At 71.4% G+C, this 21,783-nt stretch carries 23 protein-coding genes and 4 pseudogenes; 11 read left to right on the forward strand and 16 right to left on the reverse strand.

The features are described 5' to 3' along the window. The coding region (locus tag C1I97_RS05960; protein WP_111002194.1) for a GNAT family N-acetyltransferase at nt 1–462 on the reverse strand (462 nt) is incomplete at its 3' end. A 186-nt stretch (nt 463–648) separates the two neighbouring features. Here C1I97_RS05960 and C1I97_RS05965 point away from each other — a divergent pair. Next, nucleotides 649–870: pseudogene (locus C1I97_RS05965) on the forward strand (MMPL family transporter); the annotation flags it as partial. 60 nt (nt 871–930) lie between these two features. Here C1I97_RS05965 and mgt read toward each other — a convergent pair. Continuing rightward, a complete protein-coding gene (gene mgt, locus C1I97_RS05970; protein WP_441349085.1) occupies nt 931–2,145 on the reverse strand; it encodes a macrolide-inactivating glycosyltransferase in 1,215 nt (404 codons plus the stop codon). 168 nt (nt 2,146–2,313) lie between these two features. On the opposite strand from mgt, the gene C1I97_RS05975 reads away from it, so the two are divergent. Beyond that, on the forward strand, nt 2,314–3,177 hold the full coding sequence (locus C1I97_RS05975) for a phosphotransferase enzyme family protein (RefSeq protein WP_111002174.1): 864 nt from the start codon (nt 2,314–2,316) through the stop codon (nt 3,175–3,177). A 451-nt stretch (nt 3,178–3,628) separates the two neighbouring features. On the opposite strand, the gene C1I97_RS05980 is transcribed toward C1I97_RS05975, so the two are convergent. Both C1I97_RS05980 and C1I97_RS05985 read right to left on the reverse strand, forming a co-directional pair. Then, complete coding sequence (locus C1I97_RS05980) at nt 3,629–4,342, reverse strand: 3'-5' exonuclease (protein ID WP_111002175.1); 714 nt, start codon at nt 4,340–4,342, stop codon at nt 3,629–3,631. A gap of 126 nt (nt 4,343–4,468) precedes the next feature. Then, nucleotides 4,469–5,707: an SAV2148 family HEPN domain-containing protein gene (locus C1I97_RS05985; protein ID WP_111002195.1), complete on the reverse strand. Its 1,239-nt coding sequence runs from the start codon at nt 5,705–5,707 to the stop codon at nt 4,469–4,471. Between the two features lie 366 nt (nt 5,708–6,073). Here C1I97_RS05985 and glgX point away from each other — a divergent pair, with 366 nt between their 5' ends. Together glgX and C1I97_RS05995 are read left to right on the forward strand one after the other, a co-directional pair. Further along, entirely contained in the window at nt 6,074–8,197 is a 2,124-nt protein-coding gene (gene glgX, locus C1I97_RS05990; RefSeq protein ID WP_111002176.1) for a glycogen debranching protein GlgX, read from the forward strand. A gap of 167 nt (nt 8,198–8,364) precedes the next feature. Then, a pseudogene (locus C1I97_RS05995) lies at nt 8,365–9,465 on the forward strand (alpha-amylase family glycosyl hydrolase); the annotation flags it as partial. Here the strand turns inward: C1I97_RS05995 and C1I97_RS06000 are convergent. The 4 genes and pseudogenes from C1I97_RS06000 to C1I97_RS06015 form a co-directional block, all read right to left on the reverse strand. Further along, nucleotides 9,435–10,046: pseudogene (locus C1I97_RS06000) on the reverse strand (AIM24 family protein); the annotation flags it as partial. The pseudogenes C1I97_RS05995 and C1I97_RS06000 sit on opposite strands and share 31 nt — an antisense overlap. 45 nt (nt 10,047–10,091) lie before the next feature. Then, a complete protein-coding gene (locus C1I97_RS06005; RefSeq protein ID WP_111002177.1) occupies nt 10,092–11,327 on the reverse strand; it encodes a serine hydrolase domain-containing protein in 1,236 nt (411 codons plus the stop codon). A gap of 244 nt (nt 11,328–11,571) precedes the next feature. Further along, complete coding sequence (locus tag C1I97_RS06010; RefSeq protein ID WP_111002178.1) at nt 11,572–11,922, reverse strand: UBP-type zinc finger domain-containing protein; 351 nt, start codon at nt 11,920–11,922, stop codon at nt 11,572–11,574. Nucleotides 11,923–11,993: 71 nt separating this feature from the next. Next, nucleotides 11,994–12,275, reverse strand: a pseudogene (locus tag C1I97_RS06015) (response regulator); the annotation flags it as partial. Between the two features lie 35 nt (nt 12,276–12,310). Here C1I97_RS06015 and C1I97_RS06020 point away from each other — a divergent pair. Beyond that, a complete protein-coding gene (locus C1I97_RS06020; RefSeq protein WP_111002179.1) occupies nt 12,311–13,831 on the forward strand; it encodes a recombinase family protein in 1,521 nt (506 codons plus the stop codon). A gap of 128 nt (nt 13,832–13,959) precedes the next feature. Here C1I97_RS06020 and C1I97_RS06025 read toward each other — a convergent pair whose 3' ends face one another. The 4 genes from C1I97_RS06025 to C1I97_RS06030 form a co-directional block, all read right to left on the reverse strand. Further along, nucleotides 13,960–14,754, reverse strand: a complete 795-nt coding sequence (locus C1I97_RS06025) for a hypothetical protein (RefSeq protein WP_111002180.1) — start codon at nt 14,752–14,754, stop codon at nt 13,960–13,962. A gap of 134 nt (nt 14,755–14,888) precedes the next feature. Further along, nucleotides 14,889–15,050: a hypothetical protein gene (locus C1I97_RS39690; protein ID WP_181446587.1), complete on the reverse strand. Its 162-nt coding sequence runs from the start codon at nt 15,048–15,050 to the stop codon at nt 14,889–14,891. Nucleotides 15,051–15,257: 207 nt separating this feature from the next. Continuing rightward, nucleotides 15,258–15,386, reverse strand: a complete 129-nt coding sequence (locus C1I97_RS41145) for a hypothetical protein (protein WP_258382438.1) — start codon at nt 15,384–15,386, stop codon at nt 15,258–15,260. Nucleotides 15,387–15,549: 163 nt separating this feature from the next. Beyond that, nucleotides 15,550–15,765, reverse strand: a complete 216-nt coding sequence (locus C1I97_RS06030) for a hypothetical protein (protein ID WP_111002181.1) — start codon at nt 15,763–15,765, stop codon at nt 15,550–15,552. Nucleotides 15,766–16,097: 332 nt separating this feature from the next. On the opposite strand from C1I97_RS06030, the gene C1I97_RS06040 reads away from it, so the two are divergent. Then, nucleotides 16,098–16,400 carry a GntR family transcriptional regulator gene (locus C1I97_RS06040; RefSeq protein ID WP_111002183.1) on the forward strand — a complete coding sequence of 101 codons (303 nt, stop codon included), beginning with the start codon at nt 16,098–16,100 and terminating at the stop codon, nt 16,398–16,400. Nucleotides 16,401–16,735: 335 nt separating this feature from the next. Then, nucleotides 16,736–16,954 (forward strand): hypothetical protein, encoded by a 219-nt coding sequence (locus C1I97_RS06045; protein ID WP_111002184.1) that lies wholly within the window; start codon nt 16,736–16,738, stop codon nt 16,952–16,954. On the opposite strand, the gene C1I97_RS06050 is transcribed toward C1I97_RS06045, so the two are convergent. The 3 genes from C1I97_RS06050 to C1I97_RS41150 form a co-directional block, all read right to left on the reverse strand. After that, complete coding sequence (locus C1I97_RS06050; protein WP_146608164.1) at nt 16,951–17,259, reverse strand: hypothetical protein; 309 nt, start codon at nt 17,257–17,259, stop codon at nt 16,951–16,953. The genes C1I97_RS06045 and C1I97_RS06050 overlap by 4 nt on opposite strands. Nucleotides 17,260–17,544: 285 nt before the next feature. Continuing rightward, nucleotides 17,545–17,745 carry a hypothetical protein gene (locus C1I97_RS06055; protein WP_111002186.1) on the reverse strand — a complete coding sequence of 67 codons (201 nt, stop codon included), beginning with the start codon at nt 17,743–17,745 and terminating at the stop codon, nt 17,545–17,547. A gap of 57 nt (nt 17,746–17,802) precedes the next feature. After that, nucleotides 17,803–17,931: a hypothetical protein gene (locus C1I97_RS41150; protein WP_258382439.1), complete on the reverse strand. Its 129-nt coding sequence runs from the start codon at nt 17,929–17,931 to the stop codon at nt 17,803–17,805. On the opposite strand from C1I97_RS41150, the gene C1I97_RS06060 reads away from it, so the two are divergent. The 3 genes from C1I97_RS06060 to C1I97_RS06070 all read left to right on the forward strand — a co-directional run bounded on the left by C1I97_RS06060 (nt 17,930) and on the right by C1I97_RS06070 (nt 19,929). Further along, nucleotides 17,930–18,271, forward strand: a complete 342-nt coding sequence (locus C1I97_RS06060; RefSeq protein ID WP_111002187.1) for a hypothetical protein — start codon at nt 17,930–17,932, stop codon at nt 18,269–18,271. The genes C1I97_RS41150 and C1I97_RS06060 overlap by 2 nt on opposite strands. Beyond that, nucleotides 18,261–18,599 carry a hypothetical protein gene (locus C1I97_RS06065; protein WP_111002188.1) on the forward strand — a complete coding sequence of 113 codons (339 nt, stop codon included), beginning with the start codon at nt 18,261–18,263 and terminating at the stop codon, nt 18,597–18,599. The genes C1I97_RS06060 and C1I97_RS06065 overlap by 11 nt, the downstream gene beginning before the upstream one ends. A 427-nt stretch (nt 18,600–19,026) precedes the next feature. Continuing rightward, nucleotides 19,027–19,929 carry a universal stress protein gene (locus C1I97_RS06070; protein ID WP_111002189.1) on the forward strand — a complete coding sequence of 301 codons (903 nt, stop codon included), beginning with the start codon at nt 19,027–19,029 and terminating at the stop codon, nt 19,927–19,929. Nucleotides 19,930–19,997: 68 nt separating this feature from the next. On the opposite strand, the gene C1I97_RS06075 is transcribed toward C1I97_RS06070, so the two are convergent. Continuing rightward, nucleotides 19,998–20,765, reverse strand: a complete 768-nt coding sequence (locus C1I97_RS06075; RefSeq protein WP_111002190.1) for an MBL fold metallo-hydrolase — start codon at nt 20,763–20,765, stop codon at nt 19,998–20,000. A gap of 226 nt (nt 20,766–20,991) precedes the next feature. On the opposite strand from C1I97_RS06075, the gene C1I97_RS06080 reads away from it, so the two are divergent. Beyond that, nucleotides 20,992–21,720, forward strand: a complete 729-nt coding sequence (locus C1I97_RS06080) for a CBS domain-containing protein (protein WP_111002191.1) — start codon at nt 20,992–20,994, stop codon at nt 21,718–21,720. Nucleotides 21,721–21,783: the final 63 nt, after the last annotated feature.

Here is a 21,783-nt window from a genome sequence, read left to right on the forward strand (position 1 = left end):
CACCCGTTCCCTGGTCACACCATCGGCCAACAGGTCTCCGAGCTCTTCCGCGATGATGAAGCCGTTGCGCTGATACAGCGCGATGGCCGACTCGTTGCCCGGGATCACCGCGAGTTTCAGCGTCGTAGCACCCGACTGCAGGGCCCACCTTTCGACTGCCGCTATCAACCGGTCTCCGACGCCGCGACCCCGCGCCTGGGGACTGACCCACACCGACCTCAGTTCGCATGCGCCGCTGTCCCCAGGAAGGCCGCTGGCCACCGCGACCGTTCGACCACCCAGCAACGCAACGATGTTGTAGGCGTCGGGCATCTCCAAGCGCTCACGCCACCGTTCCTCTCCGCCGCTGTGCCAGTCCGCAAGCCGAGCCTTGAATGCCTGCGGTGCCTCGCCCAGCGCAGCAAGGCGAACCTCCCGCCACAACGGCCAGTCGCTTTTCGTGAGAACGCGCAGGTGCACCATCCCAAGGAGTCTGCCGCGACGCCCGCAGAGGAGTCCACGACATCAACCTCGACGCAGTGGCGATCCGGCAAGTCGGGATACCAGACACCACACCGACTCTGCAGTCAACCCCCGAAGAACTTCCGAGGGCGACCACTTAGCCACCGACACAGGAAGCCCGCACGTTTACGCGTGGGTGGAGTCACGCAGTCCATGAAGCAGATGGGCGTGGTCCTGGCGACCGCGGTCCTCATCGACGCCACCGTCATCCGCGGCGTGCTGCTGCCCGCGGTGATGTCCCTGCTGGGCGAACGCAACTGGTACCTGCCCAAGTGGCTGCACCGTCTGCCGGACCTCACCCACGACGAGGCCCCCGCGGCAGTGGCCACCGCGCCCGCGCCGCGGGAGGGCGAGCGGGTGGGGGTGTGACCCCCCCTGTGGAACGGGCGGGGCCCGGCGGCTTGTACGAGCCGCCGGGCCCCGCCCCTGTCACCGGCGACCGGCGGGCAGTTCGGCCTCGATGAGATCGGCCGCTCGCCGCGTCCCGCCCTCCTGGGCCATCTCGGCCTGGACGGCTTTCAGTCGCCGCGCGACGTCGGGGTCGTCGACCAGGGCGAGGGCGGCGGCGCGCAGGGTCTCGGCGGTCGCCTCCTCCATGGGGACGTGGCGGGCGACGCCGAGGCCCTGGAGCATGTCCGCGTTGCCGAACTGGTCGACGGCCTGCGGCACGGCGATCATCGGTGTGGCGGTGGCCAGGCCCTCCTGGCTGCCGCCGGCCCCGGCGTGCGTGACGAACAGGTCGGCCTCGCGCAGGATCGCCAACTGCGGCACCCAGGACCGCACTTCGACGTTGGCGGGTACGTCGCCGAGCTCGGCGGGGGTCACGTGCCGGCCGGCCTGGAGCACCAGGTGCCAGCCCGGCAGTCCGGCGAAGGCCCGGACGCACTCCCGGTAGAAGGCGGGCTGCTTGGTGAAGGCCGAGCCGAGCGAGACGAGCACCACCTTCTCGGCTCCGGCGGGCCGCTGCCAGTCGCCCTGGGCCGAGCGGTCGCCCTGGCAGGCGCCGACGAAGGTGTGGACCTTCTCGTCGACCCGGTCGGCGTGCGGCTGCAGCGCCCGCGGGATCAGGACGAGCGAGCGGTCGGGGCGGCCGGCGAAGGAGTCCGGGTGCCGGGTGATCCCGTTCTCCCTCAGCCAGGTCTCGAAGCGGGCGTAGTAGGCCCGGCCCCGCTCGGTCTGCCGGGGCTCCGCCCACATCGGTTCGGCGACCTCCTCCTCGTAGCCCTCCCAGGCCACGAGGTTCGGCGACAAAGAGACCGCCGGCACGCCCCAGCGGTGGGCGAGGACGCGGGCCGGGTAGGAGGTGATGTCGTACAGGACCAGGTCGGGCTCATCGTCCGCGTAGGCCTCGATCAGCTGGGGCAGGGCCTGGATCGCGTCGTTCAGGAACGGCTCGACGTTGTCGAGCAGCGTGGTCCCCCAGGCGGACGGGTCGTCGTCGGGCGAGGGCAGCGTGGAATGCCAGGGCTTCACCTCGGCACCGGTCTCGGCGACCTTGTCCGCGAACACCGGCGGGATGGCGTACGTGACCCGGTGCCCGCGCGCGACGAGTTCCCGGATCACCTCCAGGCTGGGGTTCACGTGGCCGTGGGCGGCGATGGAGAACATGGCGATGTGGGAGCCGGTTGTCATGGCCTCCACCATGAACGAGACGGTGCGCCGCGTTCAAACGCTTTACGGCGCCGGGACACGGACCGCCCGGTTCGCGGCACCGGGCACCGGCGCCGACCTGTGCGGATGCGAGACTGACCGTCGGACGTCGGGGGGTTCGAGCACGCATACGGATATGAATCACGAACATGGAGACGGACGATGGACGAGGCTCGGGCGCGGGACGTACTGGCCGCGGCGGGAGTGCTGCCCGGTTCGGGGCGGGACGCACGGCTGCTCGCCCTGGGGGAGAACGCGGTGTTCGCCGTCGGGGACCTCGTCGTGAAGGTGGGCAGTGACGCCGAGCTGCTGGAGCGGGCGCGGCGGGAGTTGCGCATCGCGGTGTGGCTGGCAGAGGCCGGGGTGCCCGCTGTGCGGGCCGCCGAGGCCGAGGCGGTGCTCGTCGAGGGGCATCCGGTGACCGTGTGGCATCGGCTGCCCGAGCCGGTGCGGCCCGCCGAACCGCGGGACCTGGCCGGGCTGCTGCGCCTCGTCCACGCGCTGCCCGCTCCCGGCTTCGAGCTGCCGCCGCGCGAGCTGCTGGGCGGTGTGGAGCGCTGGCTGCGGCTCGCGGGGGACGCCGTCGATCCGGCCGACGCGGCGTTCCTGCGCGAGCGCCGCGACGGCTTCGCGGCGGCCGCCGCCGCGCTCACCCCCCATCTGCCGCCGGGCCCGATCCACGGCGACGCGCTGACGCGCAACGTGCACGTCGGTCCGGACGGGCCCGTCCTGGTCGACCTGGAGACCTTCTCCGCCGACCTGCGCGAGCACGACCTGGTGGTCATGGCCCTGTCCCGGGACCGCTACGGCCTGCCCGCCGAGGCGTACGACTCCTTCGCCGACACCTACGGCTGGGACGTACGGGAGTGGGAGGGCTGCCCGGTGCTGCGCGGCGCCCGCGAGACGGCCAGCTGCGCCTGGGTCGCCCAGCACGCCCAGGACAACCCCCAGGCCCTGGCCGAGTTCAAGCGCCGGGTGGCGTCCCTGCGCGACGGGGACCCCACGGTGCGCTGGTACCCGTTCTGATCTCACTCGCCAGCACACGGTGCGTGTGCTGTGCGGCACCCTTCCACCTGCTTTCGCTGGTCAGCATGGTTCTTGGGTTCCGCTGGCATCCGTGGTCGTGCGGGGAAATCCGTGGGTGCTGCCGTCGCTCCTGCCGTCAGGGGCCGGGCGGCCGGCACTGGTGCCGTTTCCCGCCCCGCCGGTCACCACCGAAGGTATCGGGCCACGGTGTGAACCCTGGGGTCTCAGCCAGTGCCGCAGGTCCGGGCGGCGGCGCCCGCGCGGCGGCGGGCCTGCGGCGTGCGTCATGGGTACCTCACCCTTCCTGGCTCCCCCGGGCAGGTCGCTCAGGAGCGCGCCCTTGGCGCGGTGCTTGCCGGTACCGCTGCCCCGCTTCGCGGGCGGCGTGCACTCCCTTGAGGATCACTGCCGAGACCCGAAGAGCCGCGCGGGCAGTGGGTGACTGCTGCGATCAGCGGCCATGGGGGACGACAGGCCAGGCCGGCTCGACCGTCGCCTCGGGGTTCGAGGTGCGTCGGAGGTATCTCTGCAGCGATGCCGCCTGCTCGGCTGCCGTACGAACCTGGAGGTCGTGGAGATCCACCGGTGCCAACCCCCTTATGGCCGAGTGCTTCTCCCCCATGCGCCGGGCGGTACGGGCCGCAGCCACTGCGTCCGCGACCGCGTTGTGCGCATCGTCGAGCTGTACGCCGTAGTGCTCACAGAGCGCCCGGAGGTTCCGCTTCCCCTTTCTGTAGCGATCCACGTACTTGTCCAGGACCAAGGGGTCGATGATGGGCGATATCCCGCCACGCAACCGCTCGACCAGCGGCTCTATCCCGTGTCGGCGACATTCGCGGTCCAGCAGCGAGAGGTCGTACCGCGCGTTCATCACCACCAGCGGGGTGCCCGAGTTCAGCACTTCACTGACCGCGGACGTGATCTCCTCGATCGCGGAGGCGGCCGGTTCCCCGTGCAGGCGGGCGTGTTCCGTGGAGATGCCGTGGATCGCCGTCGCCTCCTCGGAGATGGTCACTCCTGGATCGAGCAGCCAGGTGCGGGCTTCGGGAAGCCGCTCGGCCGGGTCAACGGTCACAACCGCCGCGGTGACGATCCGGTCGGTCTCGATATCGGTCCCGGTGGTCTCCAGGTCGAAGCCGATCAGCGGCTCCTGGTGCCAGCTCATGGCGGCCCCCTCCTCGGTGGTGCTTTCCCCCAGTGGTCTCCACGATCGCATGCGCCACTGACAATCCGAGGATCGCGTTCCGCTTTCCGCCCGGAGGACCGGGAGGCCCCGAAGGCCGAAGGCGGTTCAGGACACCGGGCGCGAATCCGCCCACATCAGCCCGAACTCCTCGCGATAGGCGGAGAAGAGCCCGCCTTCGTCGGTCTCGTCCGACTTGACCACCTTGTTGCCGTTGCGCAGGACGAACACCGGCGTCTCCATGCCCCGGGCGCGCCGCAGGTAGGACTGCACGACCGCGATGCCGTCGGAGCCGTCGCCGTCCACCAGGTAGGCGGTGGCGCGGGGCGTCTCGTCGTAGACCTGGATCCCGAAGGCGCCCGGGTCGCGCAGCCGGGAGCGCACCCGCCGCATGTGCAGGATGTTCATCTCCACCGAGCGGCTCAGCTCGCCGCGCTTGAGCCCGAGTTCGCGCTCGCGCCGCTTCACGGCGCTGGAGGCCGGGTTCAGGAACAGCAGCCGCACCCGGGAGCCGGACTCGGCGAGCCGGACCAGGCGGCGGCCGGAGAAGTTCTGCACGAGCAGGTTCAGCCCGATGCCGATGGCGTCCAGGCGGCGGGCGCCGCCGAAGATGTCCTCGGCCGGGAACTGGCGCAGCAGCCGCACCCGGTCCGGATGCACCGCGACCACGTCCGCGTACCGGTCGCCGACCAGGTCCTCCACCGCGTCCACCGGCAGCCGCCGCGCGGAGGGCACGTCGCCGCCCGTGCCGAGGATCTCCAGGAGCCGCGCGGAGGCGCGCTCGGCCTGGGCCAGCACGGCCTCGGACAGGGCCCGGTTGCGGGAGACGACGTTGCGGGTCACCTCCAGCTCGTCCAGGGCGAGTTCGACGTCCCGGCGCTCGTCGATGTACGGCTCGAAGCACGGCCAGTGCTGCACCATCAGCTCGCGCAGCTGCGGCAGGGTGAGGAAGCTGATCACGTTGTCGTCGGCCGGGTCGAGCAAGTAGCCCTTGCGGCGGCTGACTTCGCGTACCGCGACCGCCCGCTGCGCCCACTCCTGGCCGGCCGGTCCGGCCGCGGCCACCACCCAGTCGTCGCCGTGGACGGGTTCGTAGACGGGCCGCAGGACGGCGGCCACGACGGCGCGCAGCCGCTGCTCGACGAGGTTCAGCCATATGTAGGCCCGGCCGGCCCGCTGGGCGCGTGTACGCACCTCGCGCCAGGCGCCGGCGTCCCAGTCCAGCTCCGGACCGATGGCACCCACGTCCATCGGCCGGGCCAGGGACACCGCGCCGGGCGGGACGTCTGTGGAGTCCCCCTCATGACCTCCGTCACCAGGGGGCAGCTCCAGGCCTCCCGAGCCCACCCGCGCACCGCCTTCCACTCCCCCGGGCACTCCCTGCCCCAACGATCAAGGAAGGGTACTCCGGGTGCGGCGCGCGGTGCAGCCGGATGGACAGCTCCTTTCCCAACTTCCCCACCGTGTGCGCTTGTTCCGACCGTCCGCAGTCGGTGGAGTGAGCGGATTCATAGCCTTGACGTTGACGGGCGGCGCACACCTGTGCGTAGATCTTCCTCCCTTTTCCCCTTCCCCCCTTTCCCCTGAGCCACGGGAGTACCCGAATGCCCCACCCGCACGAGCGAGCCAGGTCATAGGTGGGTGTCTCACTTTTGGGGAGACTCGGGGCCAAGGGACCACCAGTGGCGCCGCACACCTGAAAGAGTCGTATCCATGCAGGTCTGGCCTGGAGAGGCGTATCCACTCGGTGCCACGTACGACGGCGCCGGCACCAATTTCGCGGTCTTCACGGAGGCCGCGGACCGAGTAGAGCTGTGTCTGCTGCACGACGACGGCTCGGAGACCGCGGTGGAGCTGCGGGAGAGCGACGCGTTCGTCCGGCACGCGTACGTGCCCGGTGTCATGCCGGGGCAGCGGTACGGGTTCCGGGTGCACGGTCCCTACGCCCCGGAGCGCGGGCTGCTCTGCAACTCCGCGAAGCTGCTGCTCGATCCGTACGCACGTGCGATCAGCGGCTCGGTCCATTGGGGGGAGGAGGTGTACGGCTACCACTTCGACGACCCCGGCCGGCGCAACGACCTGGACTCGGCGCCGCACACCATGACCTCGGTCGTGGTGAACCCGTACTTCGACTGGGGCGACGACCGGCCGCCCCGGCGCGGCTACCACGAGACGGTGATCTACGAGGCCCACGTCAAGGGCCTCACCATGCGGCACCCGGGGCTGCCCGAGGAGCTGCGCGGCACCTACGCGGCGCTCGCCCACCCGGCGATCATCGAACACCTGACCGAGTTGGGTGTCACCGCGCTGGAGCTGATGCCCGTACACCAGTTCGTGAACGATCACCGCCTGGTGGACATGGGCCTGAACAACTACTGGGGCTACAACACGATCGGCTTCTTCGCCCCGCACAACGCCTACGCCTCCTGGGGCGACCGCGGCCAGCAGGTGCTGGAGTTCAAGTCGGCGGTCCGCGCGTTGCACGAGGCCGGGATCGAGGTCATCCTCGACGTGGTCTACAACCACACCGCCGAGGGCAACCACCTCGGGCCGACGCTGTCCTTCAAGGGCATCGACAACCCCCGCTACTACCGGCTCACCGACGACCCGCGTTACTACATGGACACCACGGGCACCGGGAACTCCCTGCTCATGCGGTCCCCGCACGTGCTTCAACTGATCATGGACTCGCTGCGGTACTGGGTCACCGAGATGCACGTCGACGGCTTCCGCTTCGACCTGGCGGCGACCCTGGCCCGGCAGTTCCACGAGGTGGACCGGCTGTCGTCGTTCTTCGACCTGGTGCAGCAGGACCCGGTGGTCTCCCAGGTGAAGCTGATCGCCGAACCCTGGGACGTGGGCGAGGGCGGCTACCAGGTGGGGAACTTCCCGCCGCTGTGGACCGAGTGGAACGGCAAGTACCGCGACACCGTCCGGGACCTGTGGCGGGGCGAGCCGCGGGCGCTCGCGGAGTTCGCCTCCCGGCTGACCGGCTCCTCCGACCTCTACCAGTACGACGGCCGCCGCCCGCTGGCCTCGATCAACTTCGTCACCTGCCACGACGGCTTCACCCTGCACGACCTGGTGTCGTACAACGAGAAGCACAACGAGGCCAACGGCGAGGACAACCGGGACGGCGAGAGCCACAACCGGTCCTGGAACTGCGGAGTGGAGGGCGAGGCCGACGACCCCGACGTGCTCGAACTGCGGGCCCGGCAGATGCGCAACTTCGTCGCGACGCTGATGCTGTCCCAGGGCGTGCCCATGATCAGCCACGGCGACGAGTTCGCCCGCACCCAGCGGGGCAACAACAACGCCTACTGCCAGGACAACGAGCTCGCCTGGGTGCGCTGGCCGGAGTCCGGCGAGCCGGAGCCGGGCGGCGGGCTGCCGGACTTCGTACGGGCGATGGCGGCGCTGCGCCGGGACCACCCGGTGTTCCGCCGACGCCGCTTCTTCCACGGGCGGCCGGTGGAGGGCACCCACGACGAGCTGTCCGACATCGCCTGGTTCACCCCCGAGGGACGGGAGATGACCCAGCAGGACTGGAACTCGGCGCAGGCCTCCGCGCTGACCGTGTTCCTCAACGGCAACGCGATCTCGGAGCCCGGCACGCGCGGGGAGCGGATCACCGACGACTCCTTCCTGCTGATGTTCAACGCCGCGCCGAAGCCGCTCGAGTTCGTCGTGCCGGTCGACCACGGGCGGCAGTGGCAGGTGGTGGTCGACACGGCCCGCACGGATCCGGTCCCGCCCGGCACCGGCCCGAAGGCGCGGGCCGGGGACCGGCTGACGCTGAAGGACCGCAGCCTGACCGTGCTCCAGCGGCCGGCCTAGGAGCCGGTGCCCCGTTCGGGCGAGGGCACGCCTCGGGCGGGCGCCCGCCCGGGTGGGGCATGGACAGACCCGTCCGGATGGGGCGCGGGCACACGGCGGACGGGTGGGGCGTGGACACGGGGCGGACGGATGACACGAAAGGCCGCCGGGCGGGTACGTAACTTTCCATGACCTCCGAGCGCCCCGCACCCGTCCGCCCCGTGCCCACGGCCACCTACCGGCTCCAGCTCCAGCCCGGGTTCCCGTTCGCGGCCGCCGCGCGGGCCGTGCCGTACCTGGCGTCGCTCGGCGTCTCCCACCTGCACCTGTCCCCCGTCCTCCAGGCCGTGCCGGGCTCCCTGCACGGCTACGACGTCGTGGACCACGCGCGCGTGCGTGACGAGCTCGGCGGCGAGGAGGGCCTGCGGGCGCTGTCGCGCACCGCGCGGGAGCACGGGCTCGGCCTGGTCGTGGACATCGTGCCCAACCACATGGCCATGGCGCCGCGGCACAACCGCGCCCTGTGGGAGGTGCTGCGGGAGGGGCCGGCGTCACCGTACGCGCGCTGGTTCGACATCGACTGGGAGGCCCAGGGCGGCAAGGTGCTGCTGCCGGTGCTCGGCGGGCCGGTCGGCAGGGAGATCGGCGAGCTGAAGGCGGACGGCGACGTCCTGCGCTACTACGACCACGCCTTCCCGCTGCGCGAGGGCACCGGGAGGCTGCCCCTGCCTCAGCTGCTGGACGCGCAGTGGTACCGGCCGGTGTGGTGGCGGCTGGCCCGTACGGAACTGAACTACCGGCGGTTCTTCAGCATCTCCGAGCTGATCGGGGTACGGGTGGAGGACCCGGAGGTGTTCGAGGCGACCCACGCCAAGATCCTGCGGCTGCTGCGCGAGGGCGTGATCGACGGGCTGCGCATCGACCACCCCGACGGGCTCGCCGACCCGGACGGCTATCTCGAACAGTTGCACGAGGCGACGGGCGGGTGCTGGACGGTGGTGGAGAAGATCCTCTCCGACGGCGAGCACCTGCCGGCGGCCTGGCCGGTCGCCGGCACCACCGGCTACGACGCCCTGCGGCACGTCGACGGCCTGTTCACCGACCCGGCGGGGGCGGACGAACTGCTCGACCGGTACCGGCGGTACGCCGCCCCGCAGCCCGACCGCGGCGGCGACTGGGAGGCGACGGTGCGGCGGGCGGCCCACCAGGTGATCACGCACGAGCTGGCCGCCGAGACCGATCGGCTGACCCGGGTGACGAGCCGGGTGTGCACCACCTCGCCCGACCCGCCGCGCAGCATCGAGCCGATCGACTGCACGCGGTGCAGCGACGGCTGCAGGCGGGTCGTCCAGCCGACCACCGCGTCCTTGTCGACGTACACCGGCTGCTCCGGCGTGACCGGTATGACCAGCGGGCTGCCCTCGCACACCAGGCCCAGGCGTCCCTGACCGGTGAACACACTGTTGAACAGCCCGCCGCCGACGATTCCCGCCCCCTTGACCGTCGTGATCCGGTACGACAGCGTCGCGTCGAAGCACAGGACGTTGCGGCCGTTGACGGTGAACTCGTCACCGGGCTCGACCTCGACGACGAAACAGTTCTGCGCCTCCTGCGCGAACCAGGCCTCGCCCCGCCCGCGCACCGTCATCAGCGGCAGTCCCTCCCCGGTGACCGCACGCTTGAGCATGCCGCCCACGCCCTGGCCCTTGCGCTCGAACCGCAGGTCGCCGCGGAAGGCCACCATCGAGCCCTGACGGGCGAACATCTCGCCGTCCACCGTGTACTTCAGGCACTTGGCGTTCTCGACCGACATGCCCGGCGCGGTCGAGGGCCGTACCACGTGCTCACTGGAGAAGAGGTCACCTTTCATGCGGGCATCCTGGCCCGGAAGCGCCGGTTCCGCCAAGATCCAGGATCACTGAGCGAAGTCGTCCTCCCCGGCCGGGTACGGCAGCACGGCCGCGCCCTGCGCCTTCGCCTGCTTGCCGCAGAACGCCGGCTCCAGTGTGCTCAGCATCGTCAGGTGAACCCTGCCGTTGTTGGAGGCGTTGGCGAGCGCGGTGAGGCTGCGCCTGCCGTCCTCGCTGGTGAACGCGTAGGTGTAGTAGCCCTGTACGGCGCCCGTGTGCCCGTACACCGACACCCCGCACGACAGGTCGCGGCGGCGCAGCCCGAGCCCGTACGCCTGGCCGGTGCCCGCCGGGATCCACCGCCGCATCTCCGCCAGCCGGGCGGCGGGCAGCAGCCGCCCGCCCAGCAGCGCCGAGAGGAAGGTGTTCAGATCGCGCGTGCTGGAGATGAGCGCGCCCGCGCTCTGCGCCCAGGACACCGTCTGCTCGGTGGCGTCCACCAGCGGGGCCCTGGCCTCGTCCGGGGTGAGATAGCCGCGCGTGTGCCGGCCGGGGATCTTCATGCCGGGGTGGACGTAGAAGGTGTCGCCCAGCCGCAGCGGCTTGATGATCCGGTTCTCGTACTCGGTCCGCACCGGGTGGCCGGTCAGCTTCTCGATGAGCAGGCCGGCCACCACGTAGTTGGTGTTGGAGTAGGCGTAGCCGGCACCGGGCGCCTGGGTGAGCGGGCGCCGCAGCGACAGGCCGAGCAGCTCGCGGTAGGTGAACACCCTGGTGCGTACGGCCTCGAAGCCGGGCACCGTCCGGGCGAACAGGTCGGAGGTGTAGTCGTACAGGCCGCTGCTGTGGCTGAGCAGGTGCCGCACCGTGATCCGGGCGTCCGGCAGCAGCCCCGGCAGGTAGTGGCCGACCGGGTCGTCGAGCCGCACCCGGCCCTCGGCCGCCAGTTGCAGCAGCACGACCGCGGAGAAGGTCTTGGTGACGCTGCCGATGCGGAACCGGTCGTCGGTGTTCACCGGCTCCTTCGTCCCGCGGTCGGCGATCCCTTCCGTGGCCTTGTACACCGTGGCGTGGTCGTCGGGGGAGAGGCGGTGGTCGTCGATCCGTGCCATCGCGCCCGGCGCGCCCTGGGCGAGCGCCGTGCGCAGCCGGCCGCCGAGCGCCGCCGGATCCGGCGCGGGAAGGACGGCGGAGGACGCCCCGGCGTCCGCCCGGCCCTCCGCCGCGTGCACCGGCCCCGTGAGCAGGGCCAGCGCCAGCGGGCCGAGCACCGCACTCCGGCGCACCGTCCGTGAGGCCATACGCTCCCTCTCCCGTCTCCGTCCACGCGGTGATCCGTGCGGGACCGACCGCATCCGGGCGGGGCAAGCATCTCCCATCACGTCAGCTCTCCACCGGCGACACACAGTTGGTCACTCGCCGATCACCGAGTGGGGTGGATTGCACAGAGTGGGGTGGATTGGCAGACGGACACCCTGGACTGCATGGCGCGCTCATGACAATTCGAGTGCCGAGTGCGCACCATGACGGGCTGGGCGGGACGGCTCAGCGCAGCATGTCCGCCCAGTCGGCGGGGACGCGGCCCGCCGGGCCGGGCGCCGGCTGGTCCGCCGGGTGGCTCGCCGGGGGTGCGAGCTCGGGGCCGGTCTCGTACAGCTCGTCCGTGTCGTAGTTCCAGAACCAGCCCTCGCCCGGCTCGTAGCTGCGGATCACCGGGTGCCCGGTGGCCCGGTGGTGGGCGGTGGCGTGCTTGCCGGGGGAGTCGTCGCAGCAGCCGATGTGGCCGCACTGCGCGCACCGCCGCAGATGGAACCACCAGCCGCCGTCGGCGTCGCACTCGACGCAGCCGGTGCCGCTCGGCGGGACGCGGGGGTCGATTCCGGTGTCACTGGTCATGCCGGCTCCCGGGAAGTCGTACGGTCCTCGGACGCGAGCGCCGTGCCGTCGGGTCCGGCGGCGGTCAGGGGCAGCAGCATCCGCCGCGCGCCCGGATACACGTCCAGGGCCTGTTCGAGGAACTCGATGCCGTTCATCCGCGGCATGCGGTAGTCGGCCAGGATGACGGCCACGAGGTCACCGCGCAGCTTCAGCTCGCGCAGCGTGTCCAGCGCGGACTCGCCGGACTCCGCGCGCACGATCCGGTACGAGGCGCCGTAGCGCCGCCTGAGGTCCCGGGCGACGGCGCGGGAGACCCCCGGGTCGTCGTCCACGGTCATGATTACACCTGCGGTAGGTGAGGAAGGGGACATGCCGGGGCCCTAGCGGGACAGGGAGGGGCAAGGCCATGGCGACGCGCACCGGGCGGGAGTACCTGCGGGTATCCAAGGGGAAGGGCAAGACCGCCCGCAGCATCAGCGACCAGCACAGGGACAACCTCGCGGCCGAGAAGGACCACGGGCCATGGGGGTGGGGCGAGCCGTACAAGGACACCGGCTCCGCCTCCAAGTTCGCCACCAAGGCCCGCGACGACTTTGAGCGGCTGCCGGCCGACCTGACGTCCGGCGCGTTCGGCGAGCCGGACGACGTCCTCGTGCTGTGGGAGATCAGCCGACTCGCCCGCGAGACCGGTCGGGGCGTGGCCCTGATCGACGCGGCGGAGGCGGGCGGCTACCGCATTCACGTGACCAGCCTGGACCGCACCTTCACCCCGCGCAACTACGGCGACCGGCACAGCCTGATCAGCGGCACCAACGACGCGGAGAAGGAGGCTCGCCTCCTGTCGGTGCGTACGCTCAGGGGAGTGAACTCCGCAGTCGACGAGGGCCGCCCGCACGGCAAGATCCCCTTCGGATACCGGCGCACCTACGAGTTGATCGACGGCCGCCCGCGCCCGGTATCGCAGGAAGCCGTCCCCGACGAGGGTCCGCTGGTGGAGCTGTTCGAGCGCGTGGCGGGCTGGAACGGCCGGAAGCGGGAGTCCGTCCGGGCCGTGGCCCTGGACTGGGAGCGACGCGGCATCCGCAGCCGGGAGACCGGCGTGGTGCTCTCCCGGCAGTACCTGGTCCAGATGCTGAGGCGCAAGGCGTACATCGGCATCCGCGTGCACGGCGGCACCGAGCGGCCGGGCAACTGGAAGGCCCTCGTCGAGCCGGAGCTGTTCGAGGCCGTGCAGCGGGTCCTCACCGACCCCACCCGCAAGACCCACACCGGCACGCAGATCAAGCACGTGCTCACCGGCGTGCTGCGCTGCGATACCTGCGGCGGGACGGTATCCGTGAAGCCAGGCGGCCGGGCGTATGACGGCCGCCTGGTGTACCGGTGCTTCCGCTACGACCACTTCACGATCGACAAGGCAGAGGTCGACCGGCTGCTGATCGGTGACCTGGACGCCGACCCGCCCCAGCTCGGCGTCATCCTCGCGTACCTGTCCGCGCCGCACCGGCACGCGGCCCTGAGCCGCCGCCCCGAGCCCGGCTCGGACGAGGAGGCCAAGCGGGCCGAACTGGCCACTCTCAAGGACGAGTTGGAGGAGCTGGAGGCCGCGCCCCGGCCCAAGACGGCTCGGGCCCGGCTCCAGCGCACCGCCGACATGGAGGAGCTGGAGACGGACATCGCCCGCCTGGAGTCCGAGTTGGCCAAGCTCACCGAGCCCGACCCGCTGGCGGACATCCTGCCGTCCGACCCCGAGGCCGACCTGGTGCAGTGGTGGACGGCGGCCGACATCACCACCCGGCGCGCGGTCGCGGCCCTGCTGCTGTCGCCCGAGGTGCTGGGCGCGGTGCGCATCAAGCGGGTGGCCGACAGTGCCTCGCCCGACGTCACCGACCGGATCAGGTGGGTGGACGCCGACGGGGCCGCGACGTGACCTCACCGAGCCCCTGAGTGGCCGTCTCCCGGCCGTTCAGCGCCCCACTGGCACGGCCACCGGCCCGCGCTCCCCGGCCCCTCACGGCACGACGGAGCCCCCGTCACGCGACGGGGGCTCCGTGCTGTCTACCGCTTGAGCTGGGCCAGGAAGTCGTCGACAAACTTCTCCACTTCCGCACGGCTGCTCACTTCCTCCACGTTCAGGCGGTCGACGTACTTGACCCCGGCGTGCAGGAAGAGACGACTGCGGCTGTGGTCATAACCGGCGTGGCCTTTGTGCTGTGGGCCGTCGATCTCGATCACACCGGCGTACCCGCGATAGGTGATCAGCAGGTCGGGCTCGAAGGTCCAGCCGCGTACCCGCATCCCGCCGAGGGGCATGATCCCGATCGTCTCGCTGTCCGGCAGGGACTCCTGCCGCTGCTTGAGCACCTGGTAGACGCGCTGCTCCCACTCATTGGTGAAGCGAAGCTGGTCTTCCACCGGATGACTGGGTTCGAGCTGCTGCCGTCGTCCCTGATTGCTGGGCTTGGGGCCGTCGGCGGTCTTGATCTGCCTGCGCCAGTCCGGGCCGAGGCGAGGAATCGACGGCCGGGCGACAAGCTCATCAACGGACTTGCCTGACCCCCACATCACGTCTCGCATCACCTCAGCGATGCTGTCCAACTCCCGCTTGTTGTACGTGGGGTACAGGCTCGGCTCCACCACAAGCACGATCCGGTAGCCCTCGTGGTCGAACTCGGTGTTCCAGAGCCGAACCTCAACCGACGACACGTCGGCGATCATCCGCGCTGTGTCGGTCTTCCCTAGGTGATACGCGAGTACAGCGCTCGTGCCGAGCAGCCACTCACTCACGAGGGGAGCGTTCTGCGGAGCGTCGAGGGCCAGGGACATGTCGGGCGACGCCAGCTCATCACTCATGGATGGGATTGTCGCACTTGCCACCGACAGTGGGACCGGGTCAAGTCTCCGAGCCGGCAATGGGGTTATGGGCTCCAGCCCGATACGCGAAGGAGTCCCGGCCGACCGGCCGGGACTCCGTTGGCGGGCTCCGCTCAGAAGCGGGAGTGCAGCCAGATCAGGAGCATGCTGGCTCCCGTGGTGCTCGCTCCGTATGCCGCGCCGTACATGGCGCGCAGGACGAGGGCGCGCCGGTAGCGCTTCACCCACTCGACGGCGCGACGAACGCGCGCCCACCCGTGCAGGTCAGCCCTCAACTGGTTATGGTGCATGAGTGTCCTTCCGCTTTTGCGTTGGTAGGGGCACACGCAGGGAGCTCGCTTCCCGCCCTCGGTTTCCTAGGCCAACTGGGCGGTGACCGGGCTCCTTTGCATGTGATGAGCAGTCTAGAGAACCAACATCGGAGCGCGATTCGGCCGACTGTAAATGGGGTGCTCGCTTACTCGGGCGTATCTCGGCGTTCCTCAGGCGCTGCGCAGCCATGTGCCCTCGATCACATGTCCGTCCGGGGTCGCCGTTCTAGACGTGCCGAAGTGGGCGAAGGTTTCGCTCGGCGAGGCACCAACATAGGCGGTGACCTGGCGTCCGGCCATGTGGTGTAACCATCCAACCACTAGATGTGGGGGCTGGCTCATAGATGAGTCCCAGGCGGCATCTAGGCGTACCCTCCAGCCGCTTCCTGCGAGTCGACCGCACCGACTGACCCCGCACACGACTGAGCCCCCGTCGCCTGACGGGGGATCAGTGCTGTTCGGGCTACTCGTCGGGGGTGTTCAGGGCCCGGTGGATCAGCACCCGGGCGAGGATGCGCAGCGGCACCGGGTCCGGCTCAACGAGGTCGGCGTGCGCCCGGTGCGCCCACACCTCCCAGCCGGGTCCGCTGTTGGCCTCCTGGTGCCCGAGGTACACCGCGTCGTCCGAGTCCGTGATCGGCTCGTCGCAGTGACGGCAGTAGTGCAGCCGGGAGGTCATGACTCCCCCCGGTGGCGGGGGCACCGGCACGGAGGCCAGGCGCTGGTCAGCAGCGGCTGGGGGCTGGGCTCCACGTTCACGGTTCCTGTGTCGGCGGTGACGCGCCCGTCGTCGGTCACCCGGTACACCCGCAGCGTCAGCCAGGGGCTGGGTTCCGCCCCACCCAGGGGCGGAGGTAGCTTCGACATGTCGACTCCCTCGTAGTCGGCCGTGCCCCGGGAGGTCTCACCACCTCGCCGGGGTTCTTCCGTCGCTCAACGTACTAAGCCATGTAGAGCTATGTATAGCTCTCTGAAGATTCGTGCAGCTCAATAGCGCTTTACGTTGTCAGGGTGAGTGATCGCCGCGAGGTACCGGAGTTCAACCCCCAGGGGCCGCAGCTCATCTATGTCGCCCTCGCCGACCACATCGAGGCGCGGATCAGGACCGGGGAGCTTCAGTCTGGCGCACGCCTGCCCGCAGAGCGCGACCTCGCCCAGGAATACGGCGTCGCCTACCTCACCGTCCGGCGCGCTGCCCAGGTGCTGCGGGAGCGCGGCCTCATCGTGACGGTGCACGGCCGGGGCACGTTCGTCGCGGACCCGCTGCCGCTGGAAGACGACGGGGAGCCCGAGCCCCCGGCCGACGAGGGCTGACACCGGCTGACGTGTCAGCCCGGTCGTCAGCCGCATGATCGCCGGGAGAGCCCTAGGTGGGAGGCCGTTTCAGCGGCTGACTAACACCCTCTGAATGCCCCCCACGCCCCACTGACGACCGGCTGACAGCCCGACCGGCCGGGGTGACAGTCCGGGCTGACACTCGCATCAGGCCACCGGACAACTCGTCCTGGACCGTGAGCCGTTGTCCCGCCGTCCTGTCCGGCCCTGTCTTGCTGTCCGGGACACCTCGTCCTGGCTGTCCGGGTGTCCGAGACAAGGTGGGACACGGTGTCCCGGACATGTCCCCGGGGTGAGGACTACGCTGCACGGCCATGAAGTCCGACATCGTGGAGATCGAGCGGTGGAAGACGCCGCAGCCCCAGCGTGATGACACCCTGTGCAGCGCACACGGAAAGAAGTGGTGCACCCGGGACCTCGTCGCCGACGTGTACCTGAAGAACGACGGCAGTGATCGTATCCACTGGACGGTGTGCCAGCACTGGCTCGACAACGAGCCGGACGTCGCGAAGCACGAGACGCCGGACCGCTAGCTGCGGCCGTGAGTCTTGCGCTCCAGCTCGTTCAGGCGGCTGAGTGCTTCCTTCACGCGCTCCAGGCCGTCCCCGGCGACCTGCCGCTGCGCCGCCCTGGCCTGTTCAGCTCGCAGATCGTAGGCGCGCCGATCAGCGATGTCCGGCGTGTAGGACCCGAACGGTACGCCATGCCTGGTGGTCTCACTCCAGGAATCAGCCACGGCCATCAATGCGGCTTTCAGCGCCTTGTCGGTGCGCCGCTCAGCCAGGTCGCGCAGTCGTTGACCCGCCACTTTCCGGTCAGGGTGGTTGGAGAACCACACCTTGTGCTGCGGCTTCTCACCGAGCAGCTCGAACCATCCTCGGAACTCCGTCAGCAGCTCACGCAGCTCGTCGTCGGCGGGCCCGAGGGGCGACCCTGTGACGGCGCACCCACACCTTCCGGGCCCCGGTCCCGAGTGTCCACACGAACGCGAGCCAGCCGGGCAGGAACTTGGGCCAGTCGGCCCACCAGGACGAAGCAGCCAGTGTCATGCGGGGATTGTGAGCACGGTGCCCCGCTCCCGAGGGCTGTTTAGGTAAATCAGCCGGCAAGGGGTCCCCGCTGGTCAGGTGGGCCAGTAGCGGCCCTTGTCGTCGACCCGGATGTCGCAGCTCTCGCGCGTGGCCCGCAGCGCGACGGCGAACATGCTCCGATCGGCCGCCGACAGCAGCGCCGTCAGCTCCGCCGCCGTCCGGCAGGGGTGCCGCTGCACGAGGGCCCGCGGCCTGCGGCGGTGGTGCGGGCCGACCGCTTCCGCGCCGCTCACGACAGGCCCGCCCGGACGAGGTGATCGGCCACCTGCTCCCGGACGTCCTTCGGCAGCTCACGGACCATCCTCCCCGAGTGTCCTCGCCTCGGCCCACGACCACTGTCGCAGGACGATGTCCATGGCGGCGACGGCGTGCCGCGCCCGGGCTTCGGCGGCGGCGAGCTGTTCGCGGGTCGCGTCCATGGAGGAGGCCGCCGACGTCGTGGAGGCCGTCCTCGCCGCCGTGGACGCCGTCACGGCCGCCCTGCCGGACGTGGACGGCACCTACCGCGCGAAGCTCAAGCAGTACGCGCTGGAGGTCGCAGGCCGCACGCTCAAGGCACACGAAAGCGGGGACCTTGGCCCCGAGCCCGAGGCGCCCCGGCCGCAGCTCGCCCTGCCGCCCGGCCCGTCGGCCGCGTCGCCGTCGGCCGCCCCTGCTCCTCCGCTGCGGGGCGAGCCGGACAGCGTGGACGCGGTGCTGGCACAACTGGCGAAGTTCGAGGACGAGTTCGGACCCCTGGGAGACGACGATGACGACTGACCGGTGCAAGGAGATCAAGAGGCGGCTGCGGAGGCTCCGCCCGGGCATCCGCGCTGGGCAGCCGGGCGCGTCCGAGGAGGCGCAGCGCCTCATGGGCGAATACGCACGGCTGGAGGGGCACCAGCCCGCCCCGGCGGCCGACCGGCCGGAGCCCGCCGACGAGCCGACAGGCGGCCTGACCGAGGCGGAGCGGGAGGCGGTCAAGACGTGGCCGCCGGAGCTGCGGGCCCGGCTGCACCGCTCCGCCATGAGCCGGGTCATCGACCGCCCGGCCGTCGACGACCCGGGCGGCTGGGGCGTCAAGAACGATCTCCGCCGGAGCCGGTGAGCTGGGCCTTCGACCACCTCCGCCGATCTGAAGGCCCTACGGCCCGTCTGCCTGGCTTTCCAAGCTGGGTGGGCGGGCCGTGATCATGCCCGATTAGCGAGAGTAAATCGGCGTGACCTGGGGCGACGCGCCAGCGAATCGAAGGCCATAGGCGACAACTTGTCGGCGGTCATGATGACGGTCCGCGTCGGCTCCGCGGCCTGTGCCATGTCTGCCACCCCGCGTGGTGGTCGGGTCGGCGGCCCGGTGCGCTCCCGTCGTCACCGCGCCGGCTTCCGCCCATCGTATGTTCGATCGTCCCGCTCCGCTCGGGTGCGCGGCTCTGCCCGGGTATGCGGCGGACGGCCGTCCCGCCCGGCTGCTTCCGCGATCACCCGGTGGGGGAGACTGGGCCGAGGACGGCTCACCACACAGGGAGGCAGACGGCATGACGCGGCCGATCACGGCAGGGGTGGACGGATCGGAGGAGAGCCTCGCCGCGCTGGCGTGGGCGGGACGGGAGGCCGAGCGCCGGGGGCTGCCGCTGCGCCTGGTGCACGCCTGGCGCTTCGAGGCGCACGACGCCTTCGACGTGGGCGACCGGAACACGCAGCGGCAGTGGGTGCGCGACGGCCTCGCCGAGGCCGCCCGGACGGTCGCCGAGCGCCATCCGGACCTGACGGTGACCACCGACGTCGTGGAGGACGGCGCCGTGGACGCGCTGCTCGCCGCGGCGGCGCAGTCGGAGATGCTGGTGCTCGGCTCGCGCGGCCAGGGCGCCCTCGTCGGGTTCCTGCTCGGTTCCGTCGGCCAGCAGGTGATCATCGAGTCCGTACGGCCCGTCGTGCTGGTGCGCGCCGGGGACGAGCCTTCCCCCAAGCTCTTCGAGCAGGGGGGACCCCCAGCCGAGGCCGCGGGCCACGAGATCGTCGTCGGCCAGCACGGCGCCCCGGAGGACAGTGCCGGCGCCCTGCGGTTCGCGTTCGAGACCGCCGCCGCCCGCGGCGCCACCGTCCGGGCGGTACGGGCCTGGACGCTGCCGCCGGTGTTCGCCTACAGCCCCGGCTCGCTCAAGCTGCTCGACGAGGCCGGCGGGCTGGAGCCGTACGAGCGCAAGGCACTGGCCGCGGCGCTCCAGCCGTGGCGGGAGCGCTTCCCGGACGTCCCCGTCGTCGAGCACGTGGAGATGGGCAGCGCCGGCCAGGTGCTGCTGGCGGCGGCCGAGCGGCCCCAGCTGATGGTCGTGGGCCGACGCGCCCGCCGTACGGCGGTGGGCGCGCGGATCGGCTCCGTCGCGCACGGGATGCTGCACCACGCCGGCTGCCCGGTGGCCGTCGTCCCGCACACCTGAGTCACCGCGGCGCCGGGGGCTCCGGCGCCCAGGCGTGTCGACCCGCGTGAACAACCCGACCACGCGGGTCAATACGGCTGGGGCGAACCCTGACGCGCGCGTTCCCGGGCCCGGCGCGCGGCCTGCTTCAGCGGGCCGCGGTGCACGGGGCCGTGTCCGGGCAGCGTCACGTCCGCGTCCAGCTTCTCCAGCACGTCCAACGAGGCCAGCGCCCGGGCGCGTTCGTGGTGGAACATGTCGGGCAGCAGCTGCGGGCCCCGGACGCGCGAGGTGGGGTGGCCGCTGACCAGGGCGTCGCCGGAGACGACCACGCCGGTGTCCGGGAGGTGGAAGACGGCGTGGCCCCGCGTGTGGCCGGGCGTGTGCACGGGCACGGGCCGCCCCGGCAGGTCCAGCGGGCCCGCCGCCGGGAACGGCCGGGGCTCGGCGACCGGGACGTGCGCGGTGCCGCCGGCGCGGAGCGCGTGCACCGCCCAGGGCAGCACGCCCGGCCGCCAGCCGTTGCGCAGCACCCGCCCGACGCTGACCTGGTGCAGGAACTCCCGCCGGGCGTGCGGCACTTCGGCCTCGTGCAGATGCACCGGGGTGCCGTGGGCGGCGCGCAGGTACTCGGCCGAGCCCAGGTGGTCGGTGTGCGCGTGGGTGATCAGCACGGCCACCACCGCCTCGGGTGAACTGCCCACCGCGGCCAGCGAGCCGAGCAGCAGCTGCCGGTCGCCCGGATAGCCGGTGTCGATCAGTGTGGCGGCGTCGCCCTCGGTCAGGATCACCCAGTTGGTGTTGCTGCCGTGCACCAGGTAGGTGCCGTCGGCGACCTGTCGCACATCCGCACTCATCGGTCTCCTCGCCTCCCGGTTGGCTGCCCGACGGGGACAGCCAACCAGATCCGCCCTCCGCACCGGATCACCGTTCGCACGCCGCCACTCTCCTGCCTGCGGGCGGAAAGGGCGACAGGAGGCTCCCGGTCCCCCGGCCGGGGCCCTTCGGCCCGTGTCCTCGCCGGCCCGGTGGCCGAGCCTGAAGGTGCCCGTGTGGGGGCCCTTGAGGGAGTGGGAGGATGCCATGCACGGCTCTCCGTACACCGTGAGCGACGTCATGACCCGCACTGTCGTCGCCCTGACCGGCGAGGCGACGTTCAAGGACATCGTGCGGACCATGGAACAGTGGGGCGTCAGCGCGATGCCCGTACTGGACGGCGCGGGCCACGTGATCGGCGTCGTCTCCGAGGACGACCTGCTGCGCAAGGAGGAGGCCCGCGACACCGACCTGGACCGGGGCGGGCGGCCGCTCCGCTGGGCCGAACTGGCCAAGGCCGGCGCGGTGACCGCCGAGGAGCTGATGAGCACCCCGGCCGTGACCGTCCGCGCCGACGCCACCGTCGCCCGGGCCGCGCGCGTCATGGCCCGCCGCGGAGTCAAGCGGCTGCCCGTCGTCGGCGCCGACGGCGTGCTCACGGGCATCGTCAGCCGTGCCGATCTGCTCAGGGTGTTCCTCCGCGGCGACGAGGACATCGCCGAGGAGGTCCGCCGCGAGGTCGTCGACGAGCGGTTCCCGGTCCCGCTCGAGTCGGTGCGGGTGCGGGTGCGGGTGCGGGACGGGGTGGTCACCCTCACCGGCAGCGCCCTGGACACCACCCTGGTGCCGCTCGCCGAGCGTCTGGTGCGCTCCGTGGAGGGCGTGGTGGACGTGCGCTGCGCGCTCACAGGACCGTGCCGCCGTTCCGGCCCGGAACCGGACCCCGCCGACGGCGGGACGCCGCGGCACGCGGCGGAAGCCGGGAACACGCCGTGACGCCGCACCGGACGCGCGTCCGCTCCGGCGCGTGAACCGGGTCCGGCCCGGCCGCCCCCTTCT

The sequence above is a fragment of the Streptomyces sp. NTH33 genome, from assembly GCF_003236365.1.
GTDB lineage: Bacteria > Actinomycetota > Actinomycetes > Streptomycetales > Streptomycetaceae > Streptomyces.